14 protein-coding genes are annotated in these 15,943 nt (G+C 74.4%); 8 read left to right on the forward strand and 6 right to left on the reverse strand.

Annotated elements, in window-relative coordinates; genetic code table 11:
• Positions 1–52 precede the first annotated feature (52 nt).
• A complete protein-coding gene (locus tag ACFWJB_RS11445; protein WP_385464452.1) occupies positions 53–1,438 on the reverse strand; it encodes a transcriptional regulator in 1,386 nt (461 codons plus the stop codon).
• A 275-nt stretch (positions 1,439–1,713) separates the two neighbouring features.
• Between ACFWJB_RS11445 and ACFWJB_RS11450 the strand changes: the two genes are divergently transcribed.
• From ACFWJB_RS11450 to ACFWJB_RS11470, 5 genes are all read left to right on the forward strand, one after another.
• Positions 1,714–2,367, forward strand: a complete 654-nt coding sequence (locus ACFWJB_RS11450; protein ID WP_385464449.1) for a bifunctional DNA primase/polymerase — start codon at positions 1,714–1,716, stop codon at positions 2,365–2,367.
• A gap of 108 nt (positions 2,368–2,475) precedes the next feature.
• Positions 2,476–3,267, forward strand: a complete 792-nt coding sequence (locus tag ACFWJB_RS11455) for an ABC transporter ATP-binding protein (protein WP_385464446.1) — start codon at positions 2,476–2,478, stop codon at positions 3,265–3,267.
• A complete protein-coding gene (locus ACFWJB_RS11460; protein ID WP_386921803.1) occupies positions 3,264–4,895 on the forward strand; it encodes a transporter in 1,632 nt (543 codons plus the stop codon). Before ACFWJB_RS11455 ends, ACFWJB_RS11460 begins: the two co-directional genes overlap by 4 nt.
• Positions 4,896–4,996: 101 nt before the next feature.
• Positions 4,997–5,839, forward strand: a complete 843-nt coding sequence (locus ACFWJB_RS11465; protein WP_386921805.1) for a GNAT family N-acetyltransferase — start codon at positions 4,997–4,999, stop codon at positions 5,837–5,839.
• 103 nt (positions 5,840–5,942) lie between these two features.
• A complete protein-coding gene (locus tag ACFWJB_RS11470; RefSeq protein WP_386921807.1) occupies positions 5,943–7,406 on the forward strand; it encodes a PAS domain-containing protein in 1,464 nt (487 codons plus the stop codon).
• Positions 7,407–7,533: 127 nt separating this feature from the next.
• Here ACFWJB_RS11470 and ACFWJB_RS11475 read toward each other — a convergent pair whose 3' ends face one another.
• Entirely contained in the window at positions 7,534–8,289 is a 756-nt protein-coding gene (locus ACFWJB_RS11475; protein ID WP_385464434.1) for an SIS domain-containing protein, read from the reverse strand.
• Positions 8,290–8,511: 222 nt separating this feature from the next.
• On the opposite strand from ACFWJB_RS11475, the gene ACFWJB_RS11480 reads away from it, so the two are divergent.
• Complete coding sequence (locus tag ACFWJB_RS11480) at positions 8,512–9,204, forward strand: metal-dependent transcriptional regulator (protein WP_225637286.1); 693 nt, start codon at positions 8,512–8,514, stop codon at positions 9,202–9,204.
• Between the two features lie 574 nt (positions 9,205–9,778).
• Positions 9,779–10,681 carry an alpha/beta fold hydrolase gene (locus tag ACFWJB_RS11485; protein ID WP_386921810.1) on the forward strand — a complete coding sequence of 301 codons (903 nt, stop codon included), beginning with the start codon at positions 9,779–9,781 and terminating at the stop codon, positions 10,679–10,681.
• Positions 10,682–10,946: 265 nt separating this feature from the next.
• Here the strand turns inward: ACFWJB_RS11485 and ACFWJB_RS11490 are convergent, their stop codons facing one another.
• Complete coding sequence (locus ACFWJB_RS11490; RefSeq protein ID WP_385464427.1) at positions 10,947–12,047, reverse strand: citrate synthase 2; 1,101 nt, start codon at positions 12,045–12,047, stop codon at positions 10,947–10,949.
• Between the two features lie 253 nt (positions 12,048–12,300).
• On the opposite strand from ACFWJB_RS11490, the gene pdxH reads away from it, so the two are divergent.
• The gene (gene pdxH, locus ACFWJB_RS11495; RefSeq protein WP_385464424.1) at positions 12,301–12,978 is read left to right on the forward strand and encodes a pyridoxamine 5'-phosphate oxidase; all 678 of its coding nucleotides are present in this window, start codon (positions 12,301–12,303) and stop codon (positions 12,976–12,978) included.
• A gap of 51 nt (positions 12,979–13,029) precedes the next feature.
• Here pdxH and ACFWJB_RS11500 read toward each other — a convergent pair whose 3' ends face one another.
• The 3 genes from ACFWJB_RS11500 to ACFWJB_RS11510 are packed head-to-tail and all read right to left on the reverse strand — an operon-like array spanning position 13,030 to position 15,931.
• Positions 13,030–13,644 carry a TetR/AcrR family transcriptional regulator gene (locus tag ACFWJB_RS11500; protein ID WP_385464421.1) on the reverse strand — a complete coding sequence of 205 codons (615 nt, stop codon included), beginning with the start codon at positions 13,642–13,644 and terminating at the stop codon, positions 13,030–13,032.
• A complete protein-coding gene (locus ACFWJB_RS11505; RefSeq protein WP_386921813.1) occupies positions 13,632–14,366 on the reverse strand; it encodes an enoyl-CoA hydratase family protein in 735 nt (244 codons plus the stop codon). Before ACFWJB_RS11505 ends, ACFWJB_RS11500 begins: the two co-directional genes overlap by 13 nt.
• Positions 14,363–15,931 carry a 4-coumarate--CoA ligase family protein gene (locus tag ACFWJB_RS11510; protein WP_385464415.1) on the reverse strand — a complete coding sequence of 523 codons (1,569 nt, stop codon included), beginning with the start codon at positions 15,929–15,931 and terminating at the stop codon, positions 14,363–14,365. Before ACFWJB_RS11510 ends, ACFWJB_RS11505 begins: the two co-directional genes overlap by 4 nt.
• Between the last annotated feature and the right edge of the window lie 12 nt (positions 15,932–15,943).

The following is a 15,943-nucleotide window of genomic DNA, read 5'->3' on the forward strand; positions in this document are numbered from 1 at the left end:
GGCACGCTGTTTACGTTCCTTTCCACTCTCCGCACCGCGTTTCACCGGACGTTCACGCGGCGGCGGGCAGCTCGAGCCGTGCGCCGAACTCCCGCACCACCGCCTCGTCCCGGTAGGGCTCCAGGCGCTGCTGGAAGTCCTCGAGGTACTCGGCACCCCGGTTGGAGCGCAGCGTCTCCAGCAGATCCACGGCCTTCAGCGCGGTGTGGCAGGCCTGTTCGATCTCCCGCTGCTGCACCTGCGCCGTGGCGAGCAGCACATGGCCGATGGCCCGCCTGCGGGCCCGCGACTCGGGATGTCCGGCCAGGGACTCCCGGGCGCACCGCGCCGCCGCGTCGGCCTGTCCGAGGTCCCGGTGGCAGTGCGCCAACTCGTCGGCCAGGTAGGCCCGGTCGAAGTGCGCGATCCACGCCGGGTCGTCCCCCGAGGCCGGGTCGGCCGCCTCCATCGCCCCGACCGCGCGTCCGGCGGCCGCCTGGGCCGACCGGGCGTCGCCGAGCAGGGCGTGGCCGCGCGCCTCGGCGGCGTGGAACATCGACTCCGCGCGCGGGGTGACCCGCCCGCGCGCGCCCTCCTGCGCCGCGCGCGCCAACTGCGCGATCTCGCGCGGGTTCCCGAGCTGCGCGGCCAGGTGGCTCATCGACGCGGCGAGGACGTAGCCGCCGTAGCCGCGGTCGCCGGCCGCCTGCGCGAGCCGCAGCGACTGGATGTAGTACCGCTGGGCCAGCCCCGGTTGCCCGGTGTCGACGGCCATGTACCCCGCGAGCTCGGTCAGCCGGGCCACCGTGGCGAACAACTCCCGCCCGACCGACTCGCGGTAGGACCCCGCGAGCAGTCCGGAGACGACGCTGTTGAGGTAGTGCACCACGACCGGGCGCACGTGCCCGCTGCCGTACTGGTGGTCCAGGTCCACCAGCGCCTGCGTCATCGCCCGCACCGCCGCCACGTCCGACTGGCCCACCCGCGGCCCGGCCGAGCGCGACACCTGGGGGTCGGGCGCGGAGATCAGCCAGTCGCGGCTCGGCTCGACCAGCGCGGACGCGGCGACGGAGGAGCCGGACAGGAAGTCCCGCCGCCCCACGTCGCTGCGCCACAGTTCGCAGACCTGCTCGATGGCCCCCAGCACCGTCGGCGAGAACTGGAGGCCGACGCCCGACGCCAGGTTCTTGCCGTTGGCCATGCCGATCTCGTCGATCGTGACCGTACGGCCGAGCTTGCGTCCCAGCGCCTCCGCGATGATCGCCGGTGCCCGGCCCCGCGGCTGCTGTCCGCGCAGCCAGCGGGCCACCGACGTCTTGTCGTACCGCAGGTCGAGGCCGTGCTCGACGCCGCACATGTTCACCCTGCGGGCGAGGCCCGCGTTCGAGCAGCCCGCTTCCTGAATGAGCGCCTGCAGCCGTTCGTTCGGCTGTCGCGCGACGAGAGGCCTTGCGGCCATGGCGTACCCCCATGCGGTCTCGATGCTGTCCCGGCGAACGCGAGATGTCCGGCCGTGAAGATCAATGCCCCGCCGACGTGCCGACAATGCGAGGCTTGCGCGGTTTGCCGGGGTTACGGCCGGCACCGGCCCCAGACGTGGCTACCCACCCCCGGCCACGGATCCTCCCGCGCGCCCCCGTACATGCACCCATGCGCCCCGGATGTGGGATCGGTGCTCCTCCCCCGCGCGCGCGGGGGCCGTAACCCGGGGTGGGTGCGGGAGTTGTGCTCCACGTGGAAGAGACCATCCCGGGCGCCGAGACCGCTCAGATCCCGCAGCAGCGCGGAACGTCGCTGCTGGAGACCGCCGTCCGCTACGCCGAGGAGCGCCACTGGGACGTGTCGCCCGGGACCTGGCTGGAGGCCGCCGACGGGGTGCAGCGCTGTTCCTGCGGGGACGCGGCGTGCGCCGCCCCGGGCGCACACCCGGCGCGCGCGGACTGGGCGGCGCAGGCGACGGGCAGCGCGACCGTCGTCCGCCGGCTGTGGCAGCAGCAGCCGGCCGCGTCGGTCCTGCTGCCCACGGGACGGACGTTCGACGCGATCGACGTGCCCGAGTCCGCGGGCTTCCTCGCGCTCGCCCGGATGGAGCGGATGGAGCTGACGCTGGGCCCGGTGACGCTGGCGCCGGACCGGCGGATGCGGTTCTTCGTGCTGCCGGGGGCCACGGCGAAGGTGCCCGATCTGGTGCGCCGGCTGGGGTGGTCGCCGCGGGCCCTGGACCTGGCCGCGTTGGGCGAGGGCGCGTACGTGGCCGCGCCGCCCACGCGGTACGGGACGCGGGGCGCCGTGCAGTGGGTCTGCCGGCCGACACCGGCGAACCGGTGGCTGCCGGACGTGGAGGAGCTGATCTCTCCGTTGGCTTACGCGTGCGGCAGGGATCGTTAGGACGGCGCCGTCGTCCCGCGGCTCGTGCCTGACGGCGGCCGCGGGTTCGTTCCGGTTCCGCGCGTCCCCGCGCCCCTGGCGGGGCGCGCCTCCCCCGTAGGGTTCGAGGTGACGGAGGGAGACGTGGTGGGCACAAGCGCCGTGCGTGTACAGGGGCTCTGGAAGCGGTTCGGGCAGCAGGTCGCCGTGAGCGGGATCGATCTGGAGCTGCCCGCGGGCAAGTTCATCGGACTCGTCGGCCCGAACGGGGCCGGGAAGACCACCACGCTCTCCATGGTCACCGGGCTGCTCCGGCCCGACCAGGGGTCGGTCGAGGTGGTCGGGCACGACGTCTGGCGGGACCCGGTCGAGGTGAAGGCCAGGATCGGGGTGCTGCCGGAGGGGCTGCGGCTGTTCGAGCGGCTGTCGGGGCGGGAGTTGCTCGCCTACTCGGGCCGGCTGCGCGGACTGCCCGGCGCCGAGGTGGACAAGCGGGCCGCACAGTTGCTGGACGTGCTCGACCTGGCCGGCGCCCAGCACAAGCTGGTCGTCGACTACTCGACCGGCATGCGCAAGAAGATCGGCCTCGCGGCCGCCCTGCTGCACAACCCCGAAGTGCTCTTCCTGGACGAGCCGTTCGAGGGTGTCGACCCGGTGTCCGCGCAGACGATCCGGGGCGTCCTGGAGCGCTACACCGCCTCCGGCGCCACCGTCGTCTTCTCCTCGCACGTGATGGAGCTGGTGGAGTCGCTGTGCGACTGGGTGGCCGTCATGGCCGCCGGGCGCATCCGCGCCACCGGCACGCTCGCCGAAGTACGCGGTGACGCCCCCTCGTTGCAGCAGGCCTTCCTCGAACTCGTCGGCGCGGGCGCCCGGGACACCGGAGGCGACCTCGACTGGCTGGGCGGCGGGGCACGATGAGCGCCCGCACCGCCCCCACCACCACCCCGACCACCCAGCCCACGCCCGTCACGGCCGTCTTCGTGCGGCTGAAGCTCTCCCTGCTGCGCAACGGGCTGCGGCAGTCCGGCGGCCGGCGGGCCGCCTACGTCGCCTCGGCCGTCGTCGTCCTGCTCTTCACCGCGCTCCAGCTCATCGGCCTGGTCGCCCTGCGCGGACACGCGCACGTGGACGCGCTGGTCGTCCTGCTCGCGGCGGTGCTCGGCCTGGGCTGGGCGGTGATGCCGCTGTTCTTCCCGAGCGGCGACGAGACCCTGGACCCGACGCGGCTGGTGATGCTGCCGCTGCGGCCCCGCCCGCTGGTGCGGGCCCTGCTCGCCGCCTCGCTGGTGGGCATCGGGCCGCTGTTCACCCTGTGCATGTTCGCCGGTTCCGTAGCCGCGGTGGCGCACGGCGGGGCGGCGATCGCGGCCGGCGTCGTCGGCGCCGTCCTCGCGCTGCTGGTGTGCGTGACCCTCGCGCGGGCCGTCGCCGCCGCCAACGTCCGGCTGCTGACCAGCCGCAAGGGCCGCGACCTCGCGGTACTGAGCGGACTGGTCGTCGCGGTCGGGGCGCAGCTCGTCAACTTCGGCGCGCAGCGGCTGGGCACGTCCGGTCTGGGACAGCTCGACCCGGTGGCCGACGTACTGCGCTGGGTGCCGCCCGCCTCGGCGGTCGGCGCGATGGACGCGGCGAGCGACGGGGCGTACGGCACCGCCCTCGCCCAGCTCGCACTGACCGCGGCGGCCCTGGTGCTGCTGCTGTGGGTCTGGGCGCGGCACCTGACCCGGCTGATGACCTCGCCCGACGGCTCCACGCTCCAGGCGGCCGGGGGCGGGCCCGCCCGCGGGCCGGGCCCGGCGGGCCCGGCCCGGCTGCTCCCCGAGGGCCGCACCGGCACCACCATGGAGCGCACCCTGCGGTACGTGTGGCGCGACCCCAAGACCAAGGCGGCCTGGGTGACCTCGCTCGCCATCGGCCTGATCGTGCCGGTGTTCAACGCCTGGCAGGGCACCGGCTCGGTCTACTTCGCCTGCTTCGCCGCCGGAATGCTCGGCATCCAGATGTACAACCAGTTCGGCCAGGACACGTCCGCCTTCTGGATCGTCGCGATGACCATCTCCTCGCCGCGGGACGCGTACGTCGAGCTCCGCGCCCGGGCGCTGGCCCTGCTGCTGATCACGCTGCCGTACGCCACCCTCGTCACCGTCCTGACGACCGCGATGCTCGACGACTGGCGGACGCTGCCCGAGGCGCTCGGCCTGTCCTTCGCGCTGCTCGGAGCGATGCTGGCGACCGGCGCCTGGACGTCGGCCCGCTTCCCGTACTCCATTCCGCAGGAGGGCCACAAGAACGTGGTCCCCGGCCAGGTGGGGCTGGCCTGGATCTCCATCTTCGGCGGGATGGTGGGCGCTGCCCTGCTGTGCGCCCCGGTCATCGCGCTGACCGTCTGGCTGAACGTGCGCGAGGGCGGCGACGCGTGGAGCGCGGTCCTGCTGCCGGTGGGCGCGGTGTACGGCGCGGTGATCACCCTGCTCGGCCTGCGTCTGGCCGCCCCGCACACGGCCCGGCGGCTGCCGGAGATCCTCGCGGCGGTGAGCAGGGGGTGACCGGGGGCGCGCCCGGGCCCCGTGGCCCCGGGCGCGGGTGAGGACACTCGCGCCGGTTACCTGTTTGATCACGTGTACGCCGGTCACCTACCGTGCCGCGCATGACGCAGCGGCGGGCGATTCTGAGCGGTTCCCTGTTCGAGGAGCGGATCGGGTACGCCCGGGCCGTCGTCGACGGGGACCGGGTGCACGTGTCGGGCACGACCGGGTTCGACTACGCGGCGATGACCATCGCCGACGACGTGGTGGAGCAGGCCGAGCAGTGCCTGCGCACCATAGGGGCCGCGCTCGCCGAGGCGGGCTGCACCTTCGCGGACGTGGTGCGGGTCCGGTACCTGCTGCCGGAGCGGGAGGCCTTCGAGCCGTGCTGGCCCGTGTTGCGGCGGGTGTTCGGCGAGGTGCGGCCCGCGGCCACGATGGCGGTGTGCGGGCTCGCCGACGAGCGGATGCGGATCGAGATCGAGGTGGACGCGCGCCGGGGTCCCGTCGGGCCCGGCTCGGGCCTGCGGATCGAGGTCGTGGACGGCGAGGCCATGGCGGAGGAGTGGCGGCACGTCCACAACGTGATCGTCCCGCCCGCCGCGATGTCCCCGGCGGACGTGCGCGAGCGCGGCGTCCGGTACCGGCTGGAGAACGCCTACCTGGGGGACGTCCTCGTCGGGTGCTCCACCGTGCGTCCGCCGCAGGGGGACGCACGGGTGGCGACCGTGATCGCCCGGGTGCTGCCGGCGTTCCGGGGGCGCGGGATCGGCGCGGCGCTGTACGAGCGGGGGCTGGCGCACGCGCGCGGGCTCGGTGCCGCGGCGGTGGAGACGGTGGTGCTGGCGGCCAACGAGGAGGGGCTGAGGTTCGCCGCGGCGCGGGGGTTCACCGAACTGGAGCGGTACGTGCTGGACGGCGAGACCGACGAGTGGGTCGATCTGCGGCTGGCGGCCGGGGTGTGACGGCGGGACCCTTGATGACAGGGGCGTATGCCGAGTTTCCGCTGCGCAACGATTTCCGCAATCTTGCGGGAACCCGGTGTGTGCTGCATCACGTTCGAGTTGAATGAAGACCAGTGAAGGAACCGGCGTACGGTACGGCGGACGCAGCCTGCAGGGGGTTCAGGTGAGTGCATCCCGGCGTAGTGGGACCACGGACGAGCTGGGGCCGGACGAACCGGAGCAGCCCGAGCGGGACGGCGCGGACCTGTTGGCCGCCCTCCTCGACGGGATGGACGCGGCCCTGTGCGCCTTCGACGCGGAGGGCGTCGTCACCCACTGGAACCGTGAGGCCGAGCGCATCCTGGGCTGGACCGCGGCCGAGGCCGTGGGGCGCCAGGGGTTCGCCGGCTGGGCGGTGCGCAGCGCGGACGCGGGCGAGGTCGAGGAGCGGCTGCTGTCCGCGATGCGCTCGCCCGGGCGTCAGGTGAACGAGTTCGCGCTCCTGACGAAGGACGGCGGGCGGGTGCTGGTGCGCACCCAGTCGGCGGCGGTGCGCGGCCCGGACGGCAGGCCGGCCGGGGTGTACTGCGCGTTCAGCGAGGTCCACACGCAGATCGACCTGGAGCGGTCGATCGCGCTGAGCGAGGCGCTGCTGGAGGAGGCGAGCTGGGGTGTCGTCCTCATGGACGTGGACCTGCGGCCCGCCGTGGTCAACGCGCACGCGGCGCGCGCCCTGGGCACCGGCCGCGGCTCGGTCCTGGGCCGGCCGCTCGGCGATCTGCTGTCCCAGGGCGTGGAGGAACTGGAGAGCGCGCTGACCCACGTCCTGGCGGAGGGCGCGCCGCCGGCGCCCGCCGAGATCTGGGTGAGTGTGCGTACCCCCGACGGGGACCGGCGGCGGTGCTGGCGCAGCGGGTTCGTGCGGCTGTCGTCGCCGCTCGCCGAGGAGCCGGTGCCGCTGGGCGTCGGCTGGCTGTTCCTGGACGTCACCGAGGTCAAGCAGGGCGAGCAGGAGGGGTCGCTGCTGCGCTTCCGCGCCAACCAGCTGCACCGGGCGGCGCGGGCGGCGGCGGAGTGCGAGGACCCGGCGGAGGCGGCGACCGTGCACCTCGACTTCGCGCTGGCCGGGTTCGCGGACCACGCGCTGATCGACCGGGTGGCGGGCGGGTCGCTCGCGGACTCCGGGACGGCGGACCCCGTCCGCCTGGTGCGGGTCGCGACCACGCCCTCCGGGGCGCCGGGCACCGGTCTGCCGTCCGGTGCGGCCGGGCTGCCGGCGCGGTACGGCGAGGGCCATCCGGCGCTGCAGTGCGTGGAGCGCGCCGGCTCGGTGCGGGCCAGCGCGGGCACCGGCACCGTGCCGCCCGAGCGGGCGCGCCGGTGGGCCGAGACCCGGCAGTGGCCGGCGGACACGGTGCACGCGCTGTGCACGGTGCTGCGCAGCCGGGGGCGGACGCTGGGCGTCCTGACGTTCCTCCGCGGCGCGGGCCGCAACGCCTTCGAGCGGCCCGACGCGATGTACGCCGAGGACGTGGCGGTGCGCATCGCGACGACGCTGGACCTGGCCGGGGCGGTGGCCGAGGAGTAGCCGGGCCACGGGCGTGCGCGGCCGGTGCCGGTACGCGGTCGGTGCCGGTACGCGGTCGGTGCCGGTACGCGGTCGGTGCCGGTACGCGGTCGGTGCCGGTCCGCGCGGTCGGTGCCGGTACGCGCGGTCAGTGCCGGTAGAAGATCCGGTCGCCGTACTCCGCCAGCACGCGGCCGTTCCACTCGTGGCCGCCGTCCACGTTGCCGGAGCGCAGCAGGGGCGGCTCGATGCCGTGGTCGGCGAGGGCGCCGGCCGCCGTGGCCATCACGGCCTGCATCAGCGCCGTGGTGACGACCGTGGACGCGGGCGCGAAGGGCGCCGGGACGGTGTCGAGGGTGAGCTCCGCGTCGCCGACGGCGATCTTGGAGTCCAGGACGAGGTCGCAGTGGTCCTTCAGGAAGGTGCCGGAGCTGTGCCGGGACCTGGTCTCGGACGCGTACGCCACCGAGGTCACGCCGATGACCTTCACGCCGAGCGCGCGGGCGTTCATGGCCATCTCCACGGGGAGCGCGTTGCGCCCGGACAGGGAGATGATCACCAGGGCGTCGCCCGCGCGCAGGGGCGACGAGTCGAGTACGGCGCTCGCGAGGCCGTCGACGCGCTCCAGGGCGGATCCGAGCGTGGCCGGCATGACGTCGACGCCGACGACGCCGGGCACGGCGAGCAGGTTCATCAGGGCGAGTCCGCCGGCGCGGTAGACGACGTCCTGCGCGGCGAGGGAGGAGTGACCGGCGCCGAAGGCGAAGAGGCGGCCCCCGTCGCGGACGGTGTCGGCGAGCAGGGTGCCGGCCGCCTCGACGGCGTCGGCCTCCTCGTCCCGGACGCGGCGCAGCAGGTCGATCGCCGCGTCGAGGAACTGGCCGGCCGGCTTGCGGTCGCTCATGCGGGGCCCCTTCGGTGTGGCTGCGTCGCGGATCACGGTGCGGTCCACAGCGGTGCGGTGTCAATACGGCCGGGCGGGCCGCGCGGCGGTGACCGGTGGGGCCGGCCGGGCCGGCTCATCGCGGCGAGGGACGCTTGTCGGTGGTATGCGTCAGAATTGGAGCAGGGCCAGCGCACGCGCCGGTGGGCCTCCGCCTCCGGCAGATCTCACCAAGGGGCACGTATGTCCGGACTGATCGACACCACGGAGATGTATCTCCGCACCATCCTCGAGCTGGAGGAGGAAGGTGTGGTCCCCATGCGCGCCCGGATCGCCGAGCGGCTCGACCAGAGCGGCCCGACGGTCAGCCAGACGGTGGCGCGGATGGAGCGCGACGGCCTGGTGTCCGTGGCGGCCGACCGGCATCTGGAGCTGACCGACGAGGGGCGCCGGCTGGCCACGCGCGTGATGCGCAAGCACCGGCTCGCGGAGTGCCTGCTCGTCGACGTGATCGGCCTGGAGTGGGAGCAGGTGCACGCCGAGGCCTGCCGCTGGGAGCACGTGATGAGCGAGGCCGTCGAGCGCCGCGTGCTGGAGCTGCTGCGGCACCCGACCGAGTCTCCGTACGGCAACCCGATCCCGGGCCTGGAGGAGCTGGGCGAGACGGACGGCGCGGACCCGTTCCTGGACGAGGGCATGGTGTCGCTCGCCGACCTGGGTCCGGGCCCCGAGGGCAAGACGGTCGTCGTGCGCCGCATCGGCGAGCCGATCCAGACGGACGCGCAGCTCATGTACACGCTGCGCCGGGCGGGCGTGCAGCCGGGCTCGGTGGTGAGCGTGACGGAGTCGGCGGGCGGAGTGCTGGTCGGCAGCGGCGGCGAGGCGGCCGAGCTCGAGGCGGACGTCGCGTCGCACGTGTTCGTCGCCAAGCGCTGAGACGTCCGCACGGGCGCTCACGGGGCCCTCGGCCGGACGGTGGCGGGGCCGGCGCGGGGGTTCGCGCCGGGTTCCGAGCCGCCGTGCCGATCCCGTCGGTTCCGGGACGGGGTGCGCCGAACGGCAGCGCTCGCGCGCCGCGCGTGCGAGGCTGTCGCCCGAGGCGTACGGCGGGTCCAGCGGTGGTGCCGGGCCCGGCCGGAGAGGGGGAGGGACATGCCGGAGAGACGCGGAGGGCCCCGGCGCCTTGCGGCGCCGGGGCCTGTCCTCCCCCGTGCTGACCCGGAGCCCCGAGCTCTCAGGGTCAATCCCCTCGGACCGTTTTCCCCGAGCGGTCCGCCTCCCGCTGAAGATCTCCCCCCGGCGACGGCGATCAATCCCTGAGGGGTGTCACTCGAACGAGGGGTGTTGCCTGGCGGGACAGCATTTTCGAATACCCATTCGATACTCTGCGGTGGTCGGAACGAACGGCCCGCACGACGGGCGCCCGGCAGGACGGGCGCGGACACCGGACGCGGCGGGCACGACAGGGCGCAGGCACGACAGGGCGCGACACTTGGGGGTGCCAGGACCTATGGCGCGGCGCATCGACGTGACCGGGGCGGGCGGGGTACGCCTCGCCGCCTGGGAGTTCGGCGACCCTCCCAAGACCGACGGGGCGCCCGGCGCGGACCCGGCGGACGGCGGCGGCCCGCCCGGCGTGCTGCTGCTGCACGGCCTGATGGGCCGGGCGTCGCACTGGGCGACCACGGCGCGCTGGCTCTCCGCGCGCCACCGGGCCGTCGCCCTCGACCAGCGCGGCCACGGCCGCAGCGAGAAGCCCCCCGAGGGCGTCTGCTCCCGGGACGCCTACGTCGAGGACGTCGAGGCGGCCCTGGAGCAGCTCGGCCTCGGCCCGGCCGTCCTCGTCGGTCACGCCATGGGGGCGCTCACCGCCTGGCAGCTCGCCGCCAGACGGCCCGATCTGGTCCGCGGCCTGGTCGTCTGCGACATGCGGGCCTCCGCGCTGGGCGCCGCCTCGCAGCAGGTGTGGGCCGAGTGGTTCCGGGCCTGGCCGGTGCCCTTCGCGACGCTCGCCGACGTGCGCAAGTGGTTCGGCGAGGACGACCCGTGGGTGGAGCGGCCGAACGCGGCCCGCGGCGAGTTCTACGCCGAGGTGATGGCCGAGTCCCCGGACGGTTGGCGCCCCGTCTTCGAACCCGAGCAGATGCTGCGGACCCGCGAGACCTGGGTCCACGACGCCCACTGGGAGGAGCTGGCCCAGGTCCGCTGCCCCACCCTGGTCGTGCGCGGCCTGGACGGCGAGCTCGGCCGCGCGGAGGCGCAGGAGATGGTGCGGGTCCTGCCGCGCGGCCAGTACGCGGAGGTCGCCGACGCCGGCCACCTCGTGCACTACGACCAGCCGGAGGCCTGGCGGGCGGCCGTCGAACCGTTCCTGGACACCCTCGGCGCGACAGGTTCTCCGAAAATGGGTTGATCCGCCGGGGACGGCTTCCTAGTGTGGTTGTCACTTCGGAAAGGAGGTGGTTCGGCAAATGTATGAATACCGGACGGAAGAGGTGGCTGCGGGCTAGCAGCCCGTCACCACATCCTGTGCGGTGCCGGACCAGCGTGTGTGCCTTGCGCGCAGCCGGCCAATCCATCGCAGTCACCCGACCCGCGAGTCGCCGGTACGTCCGGCCGGCTCCTCCACGGAGGAACCAGACTCGCGGGTCGTCTGCGTTCCGCGGCCCCTTCCGGGATCAGACCGCGATGTCCCCGTAGCCCTCGACCTCGCGCGGGTCGCGGGGGCCCGGTCCGGTGTAGCGGGCGGAGGGGCGGACCAGGCGGCCCGTGCGCTTCTGCTCCAGGATGTGCGCCGACCAGCCGGCCGTGCGGGCACAGGTGAACATGGACGTGAACATGGGGGCCGGGACCTCGGCGAAGTCCAGCATGATGGCCGCCCAGAACTCGACGTTGGTGGCCAGGACACGGTCGGGACGGCGGTTGTGCAGCTCCGTCAGGGCCGCCTTCTCCAGGGCCTCGGCGACCTCGTAGCGCGGCGCGCCCAGCTCGCGGGCGGTGCGGCGCAGGACGCGGGCACGCGGGTCCTCGGCGCGGTAGACGCGGTGCCCGAAGCCCATGAGGCGCTCGCCGGCGTCCAGGGTCTTCTTGACGTAGGCCTCGGCGTCCCCGGTGCGCTCGATCTCCTCGATCATGTGCAGGACGCGGGAGGGCGCGCCGCCGTGCAGCGGACCGGACATGGCGCCGACGGCGCCGGACAGGGCCGCCGCGACGTCCGCGCCGGTGGAGGCGATGACGCGGGCGGTGAAGGTGGAGGCGTTCATGCCGTGCTCGGCGGCCGAGGTCCAGTAGGCGTCCACCGCGGCCACGTGCTTGGGATCGGGCTCGCCGCGCCAGCGGATCATGAAGCGTTCGACCACCGACTGGGCCTTGTCGATCTCGCGCTGCGGGACCATGGGCAGCCCCTGGCCGCGCGCCGACTGGGCGACGTAGGACAGGGCCATGACGGCGGCGCGGGCGAGGTCGGCGCGGGCCTGCTCGGCGTCGATGTCCAGCAGCGGCTTGAGGCCCCAGACCGGTGCCAGCATGGCGAGCGCCGACTGGACGTCGACGCGGATGTCGCCGGAGTGCACGGGGATGGGGAAGGGCTCGGCGGGCGGCAGGCCGGGATTGAACGCGCCGTCGACGAGCAGGCCCCACACGTTGCCGAAGGAGACGTGTCCGACCAGGTCCTCGATGTCGACCCCGCGGTAGCGCAGGGCGCCGCCCTCCTTGTCGGGTTCGGCGATCTCCGTCTCGAACGCGACGACTCCCTCTAGCCCGGGTATGAAATCGGACATCAGGCGGCTCCTCGTGATCGTGATGTGTGGCGACCCGCGCGGGGGCGGTGCGGTCGTCCCCGGGATCCACGGTCGTGCGCCGGCTCGCGGTCCCTGCGGTCACCCGTGTGATGCCCCGTCCGGCCGGCGGTCATCCAACCGGGACGGAACCAGCACGATATCCCCGGGTGCCACCCTTGGGGAGGGGTCGCGGCACTCAGTGCCAGTCCGTGACGAAGGACACCGCGGGGCGGAGGCGCGCGGATGCGGCAGGATGGCCGTCGTGACCGACCGCGATGCCGTCCCCTTCGATCTTCCCTCGATGCGCAAGCAGTACCGCGCCGACGGGCTCTCCGAGAGCGAGCTCGCCGCCACCCCCGTCGAGCAGTTCGCGCGCTGGTTCGGGCAGGCCGCGACGGAGGGCGGCCTGTTCGAGCCGAACGCCATGGTCGTCTCCACGGCTGACGCCGAGGGGCGGCCCAGCTCCCGCACGGTGCTGCTGAAGCACTTCGACGAGCAGGGCTTCGTCTTCTACACCAACTACGACTCCCGCAAGGCGCGCGAGCTGGGCGAGAACCCGCACGTGTCGCTGCTGTTCCCCTGGCACGCGGTGGCCCGCCAGGTCATCGTGACGGGCGTGGCGCAACGCACCGGGCGGGACGAGACCGCCGCGTACTTCCGGACCCGGCCGCACGGCTCGCAGCTCGGGGCGTGGGCCAGTGTCCAGTCCTCGGTGGTGGCCGGCCGGGGCGCCCTCGACTCCGCCTACGCCGAGCTGGCGGCGCGCTATCCGGAGGGCGAGCGGGTGCCGGTGCCGCCGCACTGGGGCGGGTTCCGGGTGGCGCCGCACACGGTGGAGTTCTGGCAGGGCCGGGAGAACCGGCTGCACGACCGGCTGCGGTACCTGGCGGAGGCCGGCGGGGGCTGGCGGGTGGAGCGGCTCGCTCCGTGACCGGCCGGGCGGGCGGGCCGGGGGCCGAGGCGGGGCGGGGGCGGGGGCGGGTCAGTCCAGCGCCTCGTCCAGCAGTTCCGCCCACTGGGCCACGACCCGCTCCCGCCGGCCGGCGTCGTCGGTGAGGAGGTTGGCGAGGCCGAGGCCGCGGGCCATGTCCAGCAGGCCCTGGACGGTCTCGCGGGCGCCGGGGCGGCTCTCGTCGGCGCCGAGCAGGTCGACGGCGATGCGGTGGGTCTCGCGGCCGACGCGGGCCTCGAGTTCGGTCACGCGGCCGCGCAGCTGCTCCTCGTTGGAGGCGGCGACCCACAGGTGGAGCGCGGCGCGGAACAGCGGGCCCGTGTAGAGGTCGACCAGGGCGGCGACCACGGCGCGGCGCCCGTCGGCCGCCGCGCCCTCCGGGAACAGGGCGCGCAGCGCGCCGGAGCGTTCCTCGGCGACGTACTCGACGGCCGCCGTGAACAGGTCCTCGCGGGTCGGGAAGTGGTGCTGGGCGGCGCCGCGGGAGACGCCGGCGCGCTCGGCGACGACGGAGACGGTGGAGCCCGCCCAGCCGTGTTCGGCGAGGCAGGCCACGGCGGCTTCGAGGAGCCGCTGCCGGGTGGCCCGGCTGCGGTCCTGCTTGGGTACTCGTTCGGCACGGTCGGCCGTGCTCACACCACCCATTCCGGATCCCGTCGTTCGAGGAAGGCCGTCATCCCCTCGCGGGCCTGCGAGGAGGAGAACAGCCGGGCCGAGAGCGCGGTGAGGTGTTCCGCGTCCCGGTCGAAGGCCTCCAGCACCCTAGCCGTGAGCAGCCGTTTCGTCTCCGCCAGGCCCTGGGGTGAGGCACGGCGCACACCGTCGAGGACGGGCGCGAGTACGGCGTCCACGTCGTCGCCCGCCACGGTCACCAGGCCGGTGCGGACGGCCTCGGCGGCGTCGAAGCGCTCGCCGGTGAGGTAGTGGCGGGCGAGGGCGCGGGGGTCGGCCCGGGGCAGCACGGTGAGGCTGATGACGGCGGGTGCCACGCCGATGCGGACCTCGGTGAAGGCGTAGGTCGAGGTGGTGGACGCGGCGGCGACGTCGCAGGCGGCGAGCAGGCCGAGGCCGCCGGCGCGGACGTGTCCGGTGACGCGGGCGATCACCGGTTTCGGCAGCTCCACGATCTGCCGGAGCAGGGCCACGAGGGCGTCCGGGGCGGGCGGGTCCCGCAGGTCGGCGCCGGCGCTGAAGGTGCTGCCGGTGTGGGTGAGGACGACGGCGCGGACGCCGGTGTCCGCGCCGGCCTCCGCCAGCGCGCCGGCCAGGCCGGCGACGAGGGCGGCGGAGAGGGCGTTGCGGTTGTGCGGGGAGTCGAGGGTGAGGGTCTCGACGCCCCGCGTGCGGTCGCGGGCGATCGGGGTCACGGGCGGCCTCGCAGTTCCCGGCGGAGGATCTTGCCGCTGGCCGCCCGGGGCACGGCGTCGACGAAGGTGACCCGGCGGACGCGTTTGTAGGGGGCGACGCGTTCGGCGACGTACATCATGACCTCTCCTTCGGTCGGCCCGCCGGCGGGCGCCCGGCGCACCACGTGGGCGTGCGGCACCTCGTTGCCGTCGTCGTCGTGGGCGCCGACGACGGCGGCGTCGGCGATGCCGGGGTGGGTGAGGAGGAGGGCCTCGAGTTCGGCGGGGGCCACCTGGAAGCCCTTGTACTTGATCAGTTCCTTGACCCGGTCGACGACGAACAGCCAGCCGTCGGCGTCGACGTGTCCGACGTCCCCGGTGTGCAGCCAGCCGTCCGGGTCGATCATGGCGGCGGTGGCGTCGGGGCGGCCCAGGTAGCCCTTCATGACCTGGGGGCCGCGGATGAGGATCTCGCCGGACTCACCGGGGGCGAGGTCCTTGCGGGGGTCGTCGAGGGCGACGATGCGCATCTCGGTGCCGGCGATGAGCTTGCCGACGGTGCCGGGCGGTGCGTCGGCCATGGCGTCCAGGGGGACGACGTGGGTGCCCGGGGACAGTTCGGTCATGCCGTAGGCCTGGCCGACGGGTGGCAGGCCGAGCCGCCGGGAGCAGGCGGCGGCGAGGCCGGCGTCCAGGGGTGCGGCCGCGCTGACGACGTACTTCAGGGAGGACAGGTCGTAGTCGGCGACCACGGGGTGCTTGGCGAGGGCCAGGACGATCGGCGGGGCGACGTACAGGCCGGTGATGCGGTGGTTCTGGATGGCGGCGAGGAACTGCTCCAGGTCGAAGCGGGGCAGGACGACGACGGTGGCGCCGAGCCGCAGCGGGGCGTTCATGAGGGCCGTCAGCCCGTAGATGTGGAACAGCGGAAGCACCGCGAGGATGCGGTCGCCGGGCCCGGCCGGGACGGCGGGCTGGAGCTGGGCGAGGTTGGTGGCGATCTGCCGGTGGGTGAGCATGACGCCCTTGGGGGTGCCGGTGGTGCCCGAGGAGTAGGGCAGGGCGGCGACGTCCTCGGCGGGGTCGATGGCGACCTCGGGTTCGGGCGCGGTCGAGGCCAGCATGTCGAGCAGGGAGCGGTGGCCGGGCGCGCTGTCGCACACGAGGATCTCCTGGATCCCGCCCGCGAGCGCGGCGGCCCGGCGGGCGGTGTCCAGCAGGGGCGAGACGGTGACGATCCAGCGGGCCCGCGCGTCGCCGAGCTGCTTGGCGAACTCCTCCGCCGTGGCGAGCGGGTGCACGGTGGTCACCGAGGCGCCGGCGCGGGTGGCGGCGTAGAAGGCGATGGGGAAGGCGACCGTGTTCGGGCTGTGCAGGGCGAGGACGTCGCCCTTGCGCACGCCGGTCTCGGCGAGGGCGGCGGCGACGCGCCGGTGGAAGCGGTCCACCTGCTCGTACGTGAGGGTGGTGCCGTCGGTGCCGTCGATCAGGGCCGGGGCGTTGCCGAACACGGCGGCCCGGCCGAGCACGGCGTCGTGGATGGGCTGTTCGACGGGCGGGACGTCTGCGTACTCGCTGCGGAACACGGTTCCTCCAGG

This window comes from Streptomyces sp. NPDC127100 (assembly GCF_042724095.1).
Taxonomy (GTDB): Bacteria; Actinomycetota; Actinomycetes; order Streptomycetales; family Streptomycetaceae; genus Streptomyces.

Coding starts and splice junctions, on each gene's coding strand:
- ACFWJB_RS11445 (WP_385464452.1), bottom strand. CDS start 1,438: ATGGCCGCAAGGCCTCTCGTCGCGCGACAGCCGAACGAACGGCTGCAG.
- ACFWJB_RS11460 (WP_386921803.1), top strand. CDS start 3,264: ATGAGCGCCCGCACCGCCCCCACCACCACCCCGACCACCCAGCCCACG.
- ACFWJB_RS11465 (WP_386921805.1), top strand. CDS start 4,997: ATGACGCAGCGGCGGGCGATTCTGAGCGGTTCCCTGTTCGAGGAGCGG.
- ACFWJB_RS11470 (WP_386921807.1), top strand. CDS start 5,943: ATGAAGACCAGTGAAGGAACCGGCGTACGGTACGGCGGACGCAGCCTG.
- ACFWJB_RS11475 (WP_385464434.1), bottom strand. CDS start 8,289: ATGAGCGACCGCAAGCCGGCCGGCCAGTTCCTCGACGCGGCGATCGAC.
- ACFWJB_RS11480 (WP_225637286.1), top strand. CDS start 8,512: ATGTCCGGACTGATCGACACCACGGAGATGTATCTCCGCACCATCCTC.
- ACFWJB_RS11485 (WP_386921810.1), top strand. CDS start 9,779: ATGGCGCGGCGCATCGACGTGACCGGGGCGGGCGGGGTACGCCTCGCC.
- ACFWJB_RS11490 (WP_385464427.1), bottom strand. CDS start 12,047: ATGTCCGATTTCATACCCGGGCTAGAGGGAGTCGTCGCGTTCGAGACG.
- pdxH (WP_385464424.1), top strand. CDS start 12,301: ATGGCCGTCGTGACCGACCGCGATGCCGTCCCCTTCGATCTTCCCTCG.
- ACFWJB_RS11500 (WP_385464421.1), bottom strand. CDS start 13,644: ATGGGTGGTGTGAGCACGGCCGACCGTGCCGAACGAGTACCCAAGCAG.